14 protein-coding genes and 1 tRNA gene are annotated in these 11,424 nt (G+C 35.4%); 2 read left to right on the forward strand and 13 right to left on the reverse strand.

The window, feature by feature from the left end; all coding sequences use genetic code 11:
- The first annotated feature begins 10 nt into the window (after nt 1-10).
- Nucleotides 11-87, forward strand: a tRNA-Met gene (locus tag CSUIS19073_RS02395).
- 290 nt (nt 88-377) lie between these two features.
- A complete protein-coding gene (locus tag CSUIS19073_RS02400; protein ID WP_086237341.1) occupies nt 378-1,112 on the forward strand; it encodes an SIMPL domain-containing protein in 735 nt (244 codons plus the stop codon).
- Between the two features lie 30 nt (nt 1,113-1,142).
- Here the strand turns inward: CSUIS19073_RS02400 and CSUIS19073_RS02405 are convergent, their stop codons facing one another.
- From CSUIS19073_RS02405 to CSUIS19073_RS02465, 13 genes are all read right to left on the reverse strand, one after another.
- A complete protein-coding gene (locus CSUIS19073_RS02405; protein WP_086237340.1) occupies nt 1,143-1,586 on the reverse strand; it encodes a GatB/YqeY domain-containing protein in 444 nt (147 codons plus the stop codon).
- On the reverse strand, nt 1,583-2,428 hold the full coding sequence (locus CSUIS19073_RS02410; RefSeq protein WP_086237339.1) for a Ppx/GppA phosphatase family protein: 846 nt from the start codon (nt 2,426-2,428) through the stop codon (nt 1,583-1,585). Before CSUIS19073_RS02410 ends, CSUIS19073_RS02405 begins: the two co-directional genes overlap by 4 nt.
- The gene (locus CSUIS19073_RS02415) at nt 2,415-3,509 is read right to left on the reverse strand and encodes a CCA tRNA nucleotidyltransferase (protein WP_086237338.1); all 1,095 of its coding nucleotides are present in this window, start codon (nt 3,507-3,509) and stop codon (nt 2,415-2,417) included. Before CSUIS19073_RS02415 ends, CSUIS19073_RS02410 begins: the two co-directional genes overlap by 14 nt.
- Nucleotides 3,469-3,948, reverse strand: coding sequence for a CiaD-like domain-containing protein (locus CSUIS19073_RS02420; RefSeq protein ID WP_086237337.1), 480 nt, complete (start codon nt 3,946-3,948; stop codon nt 3,469-3,471). The genes CSUIS19073_RS02415 and CSUIS19073_RS02420 overlap by 41 nt, the downstream gene beginning before the upstream one ends.
- On the reverse strand, nt 3,945-4,196 hold the full coding sequence (locus CSUIS19073_RS02425; protein ID WP_086237336.1) for a tetratricopeptide repeat protein: 252 nt from the start codon (nt 4,194-4,196) through the stop codon (nt 3,945-3,947). Before CSUIS19073_RS02425 ends, CSUIS19073_RS02420 begins: the two co-directional genes overlap by 4 nt.
- The gene (gene leuB, locus CSUIS19073_RS02430) at nt 4,193-5,263 is read right to left on the reverse strand and encodes a 3-isopropylmalate dehydrogenase (protein ID WP_086242453.1); all 1,071 of its coding nucleotides are present in this window, start codon (nt 5,261-5,263) and stop codon (nt 4,193-4,195) included. The genes CSUIS19073_RS02425 and leuB overlap by 4 nt, the downstream gene beginning before the upstream one ends.
- A 9-nt stretch (nt 5,264-5,272) precedes the next feature.
- Nucleotides 5,273-5,749 carry a 3-isopropylmalate dehydratase small subunit gene (locus CSUIS19073_RS02435; protein ID WP_086237334.1) on the reverse strand — a complete coding sequence of 159 codons (477 nt, stop codon included), beginning with the start codon at nt 5,747-5,749 and terminating at the stop codon, nt 5,273-5,275.
- A gap of 46 nt (nt 5,750-5,795) precedes the next feature.
- Nucleotides 5,796-6,620: a polyphosphate kinase 2 gene (ppk2, locus tag CSUIS19073_RS02440; protein ID WP_086237333.1), complete on the reverse strand. Its 825-nt coding sequence runs from the start codon at nt 6,618-6,620 to the stop codon at nt 5,796-5,798.
- 159 nt (nt 6,621-6,779) lie between these two features.
- A complete protein-coding gene (locus tag CSUIS19073_RS02445) occupies nt 6,780-7,325 on the reverse strand; it encodes a DJ-1 family glyoxalase III (protein WP_086237332.1) in 546 nt (181 codons plus the stop codon).
- A gap of 11 nt (nt 7,326-7,336) precedes the next feature.
- Nucleotides 7,337-8,116: an ABC transporter ATP-binding protein gene (locus CSUIS19073_RS02450; RefSeq protein ID WP_086237331.1), complete on the reverse strand. Its 780-nt coding sequence runs from the start codon at nt 8,114-8,116 to the stop codon at nt 7,337-7,339.
- Nucleotides 8,097-9,098, reverse strand: coding sequence for a FecCD family ABC transporter permease (locus CSUIS19073_RS02455; protein ID WP_236845292.1), 1,002 nt, complete (start codon nt 9,096-9,098; stop codon nt 8,097-8,099). The genes CSUIS19073_RS02450 and CSUIS19073_RS02455 overlap by 20 nt, the downstream gene beginning before the upstream one ends.
- Entirely contained in the window at nt 9,095-10,234 is a 1,140-nt protein-coding gene (locus CSUIS19073_RS02460) for an ABC transporter substrate-binding protein (RefSeq protein WP_086237329.1), read from the reverse strand. The genes CSUIS19073_RS02455 and CSUIS19073_RS02460 overlap by 4 nt, the downstream gene beginning before the upstream one ends.
- Before the next feature lie 13 nt (nt 10,235-10,247).
- A partial coding sequence (locus CSUIS19073_RS02465; RefSeq protein ID WP_337214376.1) for an autotransporter outer membrane beta-barrel domain-containing protein occupies nt 10,248-11,424 on the reverse strand: 1,177 nt, incomplete at its 5' end.

Genomic DNA, 11,424 nt, shown 5'->3' on the forward strand with positions numbered 1-11,424 from the left:
TTTTAGTTGTGCCTCGGTAGCTCAGCTGGTTAGAGCGCTGGTCTCATAAGCCGGAGGTCGGGAGTTCAAGTCTCCCCCTAGGCACCAATTGCCCTTTTCAACACTTTTCTCTTAAGCTTTCAAAACTATGAAAAAGCCCTTAAAAACGCAATCTAGCATTAATTTAAGCTTTCATTTGATATCATTTCAGTTATTTTCACGCTAAAGGATACCCAAGCAAAGTTTAAGAAATTTAATAAATATCTATAATTAATAAAATCGCTATAGCTTCTCTTTTCTAAACAATACTAGATAAAATCAACAATAAAACCAAATTTAACCAAATATTTCATTTAAAATTGTAAAATACAAGATAAATTTACTTCTTAAGGATAAATATGTTAAATCTTCTTATTAAGTCGCTTTTTGCTTTGGCTGTGCTTATCGTTTTTGTCGCTGGTGTAGTATTTGATGCTAAATTTCTATCTCAAGACCAATTTAGTGATAAAGAGCTTAAATTTAGTCGCACTATTGATGAGAGTGTGGAGTTTATCCCAGATAGATTTAGTGCTAATATAAATATTGAATCTACCAACTCCTTACGCACCAAAGCCCAAATCTCTACTGATGAATTAGAGATAATAACCGCCACCTTAGATAAGGCATTAAATTTAGCTAGAAATTCTCAAATTTGTAAAGCTTCTACCTACTCAATCGAGCCAAACTATAGCTATAATGATGGAGCTAGGATTATTAGCGGTCAGCTTGTGAATTTTAATATTAAATGTGAATTTGCTAAAAACGATATAAATAAATATGAAGGGCTAATCAAAGCCTTAAATGAAGTTGTAAAAAGTAGTGAATTTATAGCTATAAATCTACCAGCCATAGCCCAATCTTCATCGCCTACTACAATATCGCAAAACAATGAGATACTTCATAATAAAATCCTAAATAACGCCATAGCAAAAGCACAATATTACTCAAAAGAGTTAAATAGAAATTGTCTATTAAATAGCCTTGATTTTAGTAGCGTTATCCACCCAGTAGCATACACAAACCTAAAATCAACCCCGATAGAATCAAAACAAAACCAAACTCTATCAGCCATAGCCACATATAGTTGTAAATAGCAAAGCCCCATTAATCGGGGCAAATTTCAGCTATGAGAGTGCCTTTTTAGCCGCATCACTCATACGCTTTCCATCACACGCTGAGCCGATGGCCTCCTTAGCTAACTTCATCAAAGCACCCAAATCCTTAATCCCACTTAAGCCATTTTGACTTACTAACTGCTCCATTTTACTTTTCAACTCATCATCGCTAAGTTGCTTTGGCAAGTATCTAGAGATAATGCTAATCTCATCAAGCTCCTTTTGAGCTAAGTCATCTCTACCGCCGTTTTTATACTGCGTGGCTGATTCATTTCGGCGTTTAATTTCGCTTTGTAAAATTACAAACACTCTATCATCATCTAGCTGCACTCTCTCATCAACCTCAATTTGCTTAAATACCGAGCTTATCATACGCAAAGTATCTCTTTCAAAGCTATTACCAGCCTTCATGGCTGATTTTATATCATTTAAAATTTGCTCTTTTACGCTCATTTTATCCCCTTTAAATTTAATTGATTAGCGATAAATAACCCCTCACGCAATCCATCATCGATCGCAACGCAAGTGCTATTTCCTACAAATTCTAGCAAAATTTCGCACCCTTTGACTATCAAATCTGCCCTATTTTTGCCTACTAATTCATCTTTATTAAAAGCAGTTTTTAATAAATTTATCGTGTTGATAAAATCACTCCTATCAAGCCTTGTTCCATTTACTAAATTCGCATTATAATTATAATAGTTTAATCCGCATTTAAGACAAGCCACAGTAGTTGGCACACCTGAAGTTAGGATAATACTGTTAAATTTAAATTTATCCATAAAGCTCTTAGCCTGACTTATAGTGCCGCTTTTATCACTCTCAATAGCTGTAATAATACCAAAATCAAAGCTCTTGCTATCATCGCCAAAGCTAATCTCCGTGCTAGCCCCACCAAGGTCTATTAACACAGAATTATCTATCTTAAGACCTAAAATTTTAGCCCTATTGCTTACTCCAAGCCTAGTTAAAAAAGCCTCATACTCGCCACTAATTATCTTAAATTTAATCCCAAAATCATCATAAATCCTAGCAAAAAACTCATCTGAATTAGCCGCTTTTCTAAAAGCCTCAGTCGCCACTGCGGTGCTAGAGTTAAATTTCGCTTCACTCACAAGCTCACTAATAGCCGCCCTAATCCTACTCATAGCATCATCAGCTAGACCCTTATGATTAAGCCCTCTAGCTGAGCCAACTATCCGCTCAAAGCTATATTCGCACTCAAAGTTGCCACTATCTAATAAACGCATTTTACAAGCTCTAATTGTATTGCTTCCTAGGTCAATTGCGATCACTTAAATGCTCCTTTATAGCTGCGATCTTACGCCTTTTAAGCTCATCGCCATAGGCCTTTCCACTTAGATTTATAGATGAAATGTCTATTTGTGGGGCAAATTTAATATCATAAAATCCTAGCTTTTTTGCCATCTTAATCCTAGCTTTGCTATCAAGCCCAAGCCAGTTTGATAGTGGCATATCAAGGGCAATTTTCATCATATTAAATTTACTAATTTTGTTATAAAATGGCTGTTTGTAGGCTATGGAGTATGAGTTTGGCAAAGCAAGTTTAGCTAGTAGCTCCTTGCCATTAATATTATAATAATTAATAAGATGGTATAAAAATGATGCTTGATTTATGCTAATTTTATTAGAGATAAATTTTAAAAATCCATCATCAAATTTAACCCCAAAAAGCCTAATATCAAGCCCAAGATCCCTTAGTAAATGAATGCCACGCATTTGAAATTTCGCCATAAAAAACTTCTCTAGCTCCATATAAACTCTATTTAAGCTTAAATCACTTATATCAATGTCTCGCATAATCTCCATGCTTTTTGGCTCACAAATTAGATTAAATCTAGATACAAACTGCACCCCACGCAAAACCCTAAGGCTATCATCGCTGAAATTTGCTGGATTTGTGATCTTAAGCCTCTTTGCCATTAAATCACCTACACCACCCCAAAAATCCAAAATCTCACCACTAAAAATATTTACCATAATCGAATTTATAGTAAAATCCCTACGAGAGCTAGCCATCTTTTCATCATTACAATACTCTACGCTAAAGCCCTTATGACCAAATCCGCTTTTAGACTCCTTTCTTGGCAGACTTAAATCAAAATTTCCAAGCTTATAAACAAAATAGCTCTTACCAACGCCACTAGCACCGCAAGATTGCATAAGAGAATCAAATTTATCCGGACTAATATCATAAATCTCAATATCATAATCTTTTGAGCTACTCCCAAGAAGTAGATCACGCACCGATCCGCCGACTAAATATGCTCGTTTTGTATATTTTGAAAGTAAATTTTTAAGCTCTTTAAAATCGCTATTTTGAGATATTTGATAGCCTATTTTCAATGCTCGCAAGTGCAAATTCCAAAAATTTAATTGTCATATCAAGCCTAAATTCAAGATTACTCTCATCTGCACTATTTAGCCCTTCAAATAATATACCAATTCTCTCTTTTAATCCTTGTAAATATAGCATCTCGCTTGATCCGAGATCTTTTGGGGTTTGCATACTATCTATAGAGGCCACCTTAGCAGCTAATGCCTCTTTTATTTGAGAGCTATTTTGGGTAGTTGGCTCTTTGGAAATTGTGATATTTTCGGATTGAAATTTAGGTTGATTGCTTAGCTCTTTAGCAGTGTTAATCCCGCTTTTTATAGGCTCTTTTTTACTAAAATCACTATACCCATTCGCCTCTTCTACGATAAATCCATTTTTTGCCACAGCATCGCTCGTGCCTTGTAGCTGAGCATTTACCTCATCAATAGTAAATTTCGCAATATCTTCTAATCTCATATCTTTATCAACCACCTTTTAAATTCTCTAATCCCAGCCGCGTCGCCCTCTTTTAAATTTAGATAAAACTCTAGCATTTGCTCATTTGACTCGCCATTTTTACGCTTTAAGCCACTTAATCTTCTGATTGCTGAACGAGCCTCTTCATTGCTTGGATCGTGCTTTAAAATATTTTTATAAACCTCTAAAGCCTCATCTCTTAGACCTTGATTTTCATATATCAAGGCCTCTGTAATCGTCCCTCTCATTGCTTTTTAATATAATCACTAATTATAGAGCCAATCTCGCTTGTAGTGCAGATCTCTACAGCATCAAATTTGGCTATATCTTTTGTCCTATATCCATCTTTTAGCACCGATTTTATAGCATTTTCTATACAATTTGCCGCCTCATTCTCGCCTAGAGCATATCTTAGCATCATTGCTGCTGAGAGAATCATCGCAATTGGGTTAGCTATCCCTTGCCCTGCTATATCTGGGGCACTTCCATGAATTGGCTCATATATACCCACGCTTCCACCTATTGACGCACTTGGTAAAAGCCCTATAGAGCCACACGCCATACTAGCTTCATCACTCAATATATCGCCAAATAAATTCTCAGTCAAAACCACATCAAATCCAGTTGGGTATCTCACAAGCTGCATAGCTGCATTATCCACATACATATACTCTAGGCTCACTTCAGGATAATCTTTTGCCACTTTAGCGGTAACTTCACGCCATAGCTGACTAGTCTCAAGCACATTGGCTTTATCTACCATACACACTTTTTTACGCCTTTTCATAGCAGCGTCAAAGGCGATTTTAGCAATTCTTTCTATCTCCTGTGCTGTGTAAGCCATGGTATTATAGGCTCTATCTTCTAGTTTCTGTCTTGGCTGACCAAAGTATAGCCCACCAGTAAGCTCTCTAACGACTAAAATATCAACGCCTTTTATGACTTCAGGCTTTAGGGTTGAGGCATTGATAAGCTCATCATATATCATCGCTGGACGCAAATTCGCATAAGCACCAAGAGATTTTCTAAGCTTTAAAAGCCCACTTTCAGGGCGAAGATGTCTTGGCAAATTATCCCATTTTTCTCCACCAATAGCCCCAAAAAGCACCGCATCGCTTCTCATAGCACCTTGTAAGGTCTCTTCAGGCAAAGGCTCACCAAATACATCAATAGCAGCTCCACCCATCAAAAAATACTCATAATTTAATGTAAAATTAAACTTAGCACTAACGCTATCAAGAACTTTTATAGCCTCTTCTGCGATCTCTGGGCCTATACCATCGCCTTTTATCACACAAATATTATAACTTTTCATAAATTATCCTTATATAGTGCTTTTAGCATAATTAATCAAGCCACCAGCTTTTACAAGCTCTTGCATAAATTCAGGGATTGGCTCAAATTTATATTCGCAATTTTGGGTTAAATTTTTAATTATCCCACCGCTATAATCAATCTTTAAATCATCGCCTTCATTTATACTATCAGTTTGAGGGTACTCAAGTATCAAAAGACCGGTATTAAAGCTATTTCTATAAAAAATTCTAGCAAATGATTTTGCTATAACGACGCTTATCCCAGCGGCCTTAATCGCTATTGGAGCGTGCTCCCTACTACTACCACAACCAAAATTTTCCCCAGCTACAATACAATCACCCGCTCCTACTTTAGAGCTAAAATCCTTATCAGCATCTTCCATCACATGCTTAGCTAAAATTTCTGGATCGCTTGTGTTTAAATATCTAGCAGCTATTATCACATCAGTGTCTATATTATCACCGAATTTCCATACTTTTGACATATTTTTCCTTGATAAAATTTTGCGTGGTATTATACCAAATTTAATCTTAATCCCTAGTTTTTATACGCTCTTGATTGAAGTTTTCTTCCATTCGCTGTATCTCAGCACTACCACTTCTATAAATATCGCTATCTACTTTTAGCTCTTTTTGGCTAATTTTATTATCATAATTTACATTGCTAAGAATATGCTTAAATACATTAATCCTAGCCTTTTTCTTATCATTGCTAGTTACTACCGACCATGGTGCGTATGGGGTGTTTGAGGCTAAAAGCATTGAGTATTTTGCTAGTGTGTATTGATCCCATAACTCTTGGCTCTTCTCATCAACTGGAGATAGTTTAAACTGCTTTAATGGATCATTTTTACGCTCTTTAAAGCGTCTTTTTTGCTCCTCTTTTGAGACTGAAAAATAGAATTTAAATAAGATAATACCAGAACTTACTAGCATCTCTTCAAATTTTGGCACCTGGCGTAAAAACTCTTTATGCTCCTCTTCACTACAAAAGCCCATCACAGGCTCAACTCCAGCCCTATTATACCAACTTCTATCAAATATTACTATCTCTCCAGCGCTTGGAAGATGACTATTATATCTTTGGAAATACCACTGAGTTCTTTCTACATCGCTTGGTTTTTCTAGTGCGACGACACGGCACCCTCTAGGATTTGTATGCTCTATTAATCTCTTAATTGTCCCGCCCTTGCCTGAAGCATCACGACCTTCAAAGATTATTAAGACTTTTAAGCCCTCTTTTTTCACATAGGTTTGAAATTTCAAAAACTCAATTTGAAGCTTTTTTAGCTCCTCTTCATATTTTAATTTTGATTTTTTAACCTTTATTGTTACATACTCCTCTTGATTTGCCATACTGCCTCCTATGGTGTAAAAATTTAAATATTTTATAATTATTTAATTAAAATTTTGCTTATTTTAAATATCTATTTTTAAAGTTACAAGTAAGTATAAAGTAGGGATATACCCTACTTTTGCGAGTAATTATGCTAAAACTTCTAAATTTCGCACTAATTAAAATAATAGCCCAGATTTTATCTCATTATATTTTTGATTGCCACAAAGCTCCTTTACTAGCTCTAGAGCAAATTCCATCGCTGTAGCTGGACCACGAGAAGTGATGATATTGCCATTTATCACTACATTTTTATCTGGATTATATCCAGCGTGATTTATAGTAGCTTCAAATCCTGGATAGCAAGTATATTCATCACCTAAAACTCCAGCCGTGCTAAATGCCCATGGAGCTGCACAAATAGCGGCTAATCTCTTGCCATTTGATTTGGCTTCTCTTAATTTTTGAGCTAATTTTTGGCTTTGGGCTAAATGCTTAGCACCTGGTAATCCACCAGGCAAAACTATCATATCTATATCTTTAAATTCAAACTCATCAAAAGCCACATTAGCCTTCAATGTAACGCCGTGAGCGCCGCTTACTTCTAGATTATTACTAAGTGCTACCATGCTTACTTCCGCGTCAGCACGACGCAATATATCTACCACGCTCAAAGCCTCAATCTCTTCAAAACCATCTGCCATAATTACAGCTACTTTTGCCATTTTGTCTCCTTTTAATTGATTGAATAATATATAATTTTTTGATTTGCAAGAGAGCAAATTTTATAATTAGCTCCATAAATTTGCTCTAGCAAAATCTCATTTATTATATCATTTTTTCCAAACGCTAACGATTTGCCATCTTTAATAGCAAAAACTTTGGTAGCAAACCAAAATATATGATTTGGCTCATGGCTACAAACTATGATAATTTTACCACTTTTAGATATGGTATTCATAACTTTCCAAATTAAAATTTGATTACTAAAATCAAGCGCACTAGTAGGCTCATCTAAGATCATCACTTCAGAGTTTTGAGCAATAGCCCTAGCTATCAATCCTAGCTGTTTTTGTCCGCCACTAAGCTCACTAAAATTTCTATCTTTAAGCTGTAAAATTCCCACCATATCCATAGCCGCATATACTGATTTTATATCAGCTTTACTAAATCCAAATACACCGCCAAAATGAGGCTTTTTACCCATTAATACCACTTCAAAAAGGGTGTAATTAAATGCTAGATTATGTGCTTGTGGGACATATGATATGAGCTTTGAAATTTGCGAAATACTTAAATTTTTAAATTTACTTCCAAATAAGCTATACTCATCATAACTAGCATTTAAAAATCCAAGCAAAGAGCGTATAAGCGTCGTTTTACCACTACCATTTGACCCCATCAAACCAAGCAAATCACCACGCTCAAGCTCAAATGATATCCCGCTTAAAATTTGATTTTTACCATAGCTAAAATTTAAATTTCCCACAACTATTTTATCCAAAGAGTTTTGCACTTCTAGCCTTTAAAATCCATAATAAAAATGGTGCTCCAAGTAATGAAACTATGATACCAACAGGTATCTCGCCACTACTTAAAGTCCTAGCAAGGGTATCACAAATCAGTAAATATATCGCTCCCATTAGCCCAGCTACTGGTAGTATCGCTCTATTATCTGCACCAACAAGCATTCTAGCAGCGTGTGGCATCATCAACCCAATCCACGCTATAATCCCCACACTAGATACGCTAAGTGAGCTTATAAGAGTTGCTATGATGATGAATATAATCTTATAAATTTGCGGATTTATCCCAAGCGATCTAGCCTCTTCATCTCCAAGGCTAAGCAAATTTAACTTCCAAGCAAGGATAAAAGCTATAATAAAACAAGGTAGCCCAAATGACGCATTTACCGCTATATCATACCAACTAGCTTGATATAATCCACCCATCATCCAAAATGTAATCTCTCTTAATTGAGAATCCTCGCTTAAATACTTCATTATCCCAACAAGTGAGCTAAAAATAGAGCCTACTATAACCCCTGAAAGCACCAAAGCAACGCTATTTGTAACGCCTTTTTGAAATGCTAAAATATAGGCTAAAAATACAGCCAAAAGCCCAAAGGCAAAAGCACTAATTTGAAGCGAAATAAAGATAGCTGGAAGTAAAATTGCCAAACTAGCACCAAAGCTAGCTCCCGCACTAGCTCCTAAGATAAATGGCTCAACTAGTGGATTTCTAAATATGCTTTGATATATCACTCCAGCACTAGCAAGAGAAATTCCAACTAAAATCGCTATTAAAATTCTAGGAAATCTAAGATTCCAAATGACGATTTGAGTAGTTGGATCTATGTTACCAATGCCAAAAATATTGTATAAAATTACGCTAATTACATCACTTATTTTAAGATCTAGATTGCCACTAATTAGAGCAAAGAAGGCTGAAAATATGAGTAAAATAAAGAGAAAAAAGCAACTCCATACAACTCTCAAAACTTCTGTGTCCAATCTAATAATTGAGTTTTTCTAAGCATTTTAGCCTTCTCATCATCTATATTATATAGCTTTTTATAAAACTCAATTGCAAACTCTGCTATATTAATATCTTTAAATTCTTGCTGATGAGCCGCCTTAGCAATAATCAAAAGCTCCAAAGGATACTCTAATCTCCTTGAGCAATTCATAGGCGTCCAAGGAAGAGAATATACTCTTTTTTCTTTTAACGCTCTTAGCTGGGATAAATTGGCGTAGTTTGGACTTTCATAAATTTCAAATGCTGGATGGTAGCCATTATATGTAGGGAGTAAAATCACATCTGGATCAAGCCCATATATCTGCTCAGCACTAATCATTATCCTAGATCCCTTGCCGTTTGGGAGTGCATTTTTAGCTCTTATTAAACTTTCTAAAATTAATGATTCTGGCGTATCAATCCCATATGTGATCCCACTAGCTCCATTTTTCTTCATAGCTAGGCTTAAACCTAGATACAATACTCTTGGCTCGTAGCTGACATTTGCTACTTTGGCTTTTATCAAATTCTCTATACTAGCTAAATAATCATATAACCCTAAAGCCTCATCAGCCTTGCCAAATATCTTGCCAATTATAGCCATCTCATCTCTCATAGTAGATAAATCCTTGGTATATGTAGGAGAGTATAGGACAATTAAAGGTATATTAGTAGCCTCTAGCGTTGATATAGTTTTATCTAAAGCCATTTTATCAGCCCCACCAATAGTACAATCCCCAACACGCAAAATTATAAGCTCTGGAGATGAGTTGATAAGGGTTTCATAATTGATAATATTTCCTTGCGGAGAGTTAAAACAAGGCAAATCATCAAGCCAAGGGTGTAAAGCTCTCATAGTATTTAATCCAGCAAATTCAAGCTCTTTATCTCTGCCTTGTATTTTATATTTATAATCCCTTTTTAGCGACCAAGATGCGATGGAGCTTACCTTATCTATCTTGCCAAGATGGGTAAGCACCCCTTCTACAAATCCATCGCTAATGGTTGCGATTTTCTCTAAATTATCTGGAATTTCCACGCTTTTGCCACGCATATCAACAACGCTTAATGCCATAGCATTTATAGCTAAAATGATAGATAAAATGGCAAATTTCATAAATTTCCTTTTATTAAAATCTCTTGCCAATCGTGGCTGATAAATTTAAATTATCGCTAGTAGAAGCAAACTCACCACCTACTGCAAATTTGAAAAAATAGCCACTATTTGCCGCATACTCTGCCCCTAAGCCGATATTTAATCTATTTTTATCTAGGTGGTATCTTTGGGTAAATTTCTCACCTCTAAAGTCGTTAAATTCAGCCTTAGCATCCATATTATATCCTTGTAGCATTCTTTCATATAGAGCATAACCTATATATCTTAGATTATCGCTAATCTGATATGAGCCATTTAGCCCAGCTGCTGCTATGATGGTATCGTGGCTTATACTATCATATCTTTTAGCAAATATCTCTCCACTTTCATTAAAGCTATCTTGATAGATATAGCCATAGCTTAAATATGCAAGAGGCGATATAGTAAGGTTAGCTACACTATAATCCTTAGCTACTCCAAGCTCTAAATTTGAGTTATAGCTTTTATATTTACCTTTTATAGTGCCACTTAGCTCTCTTTCATTCTCATTAAAGGCTACTAAAACTGACCCACCGCTTAATAGCTTAAATGAGCCAAGGTCATATGTATAATTTAACGCTAAGCTTAAAGTATCGCTTTTGGATTTTGCACCAATATCAAAATCCAAGCTAGATTTACTAGCTCCAATCCCATAAGATATAGTCCCATCATCTATTTTATGGGCTAAATTTAAGCTAACTCCGCTTTGATAGCCATCAAATCCATTACCATTATATCTTTTATAAGTTGGATTTATATACCAATAATTTTTTGGTTTTAAACTATCAAATCCCAAATCTATAGCATAATCACTAGCCACAGACGCGACAAAAATTCCATTATCATACGGATTTGAATTATAAGAAAATAGAGTTGAGCTTACTGGATTTATGCTAAAGAGCATATTGTTTTGATAAAAGCTAGTGTGATTTTGCGTAGTAATTGATGTCAAATCAAATACAGAATTACCCTCTATACGACTCATAGTCTCTTGATAGGTATTAGAATCACTGCTATCAAGGGTATTGAAAAATTGATTATATTTCTCACTTAAATTCACATCACTTCTGATATTTCTCATAGTCTGACTAAGCGTAGTAGAGTTGCTATTATAGGCATTAGGCTTGATTACAGGAGTTACTACTATTGTTCCACTATTTTGGCTATTGCTA

This window comes from Campylobacter sp. RM19073 (assembly GCF_024723495.1).
GTDB classification, from domain to species: domain Bacteria; phylum Campylobacterota; class Campylobacteria; order Campylobacterales; family Campylobacteraceae; genus Campylobacter; species Campylobacter porcelli.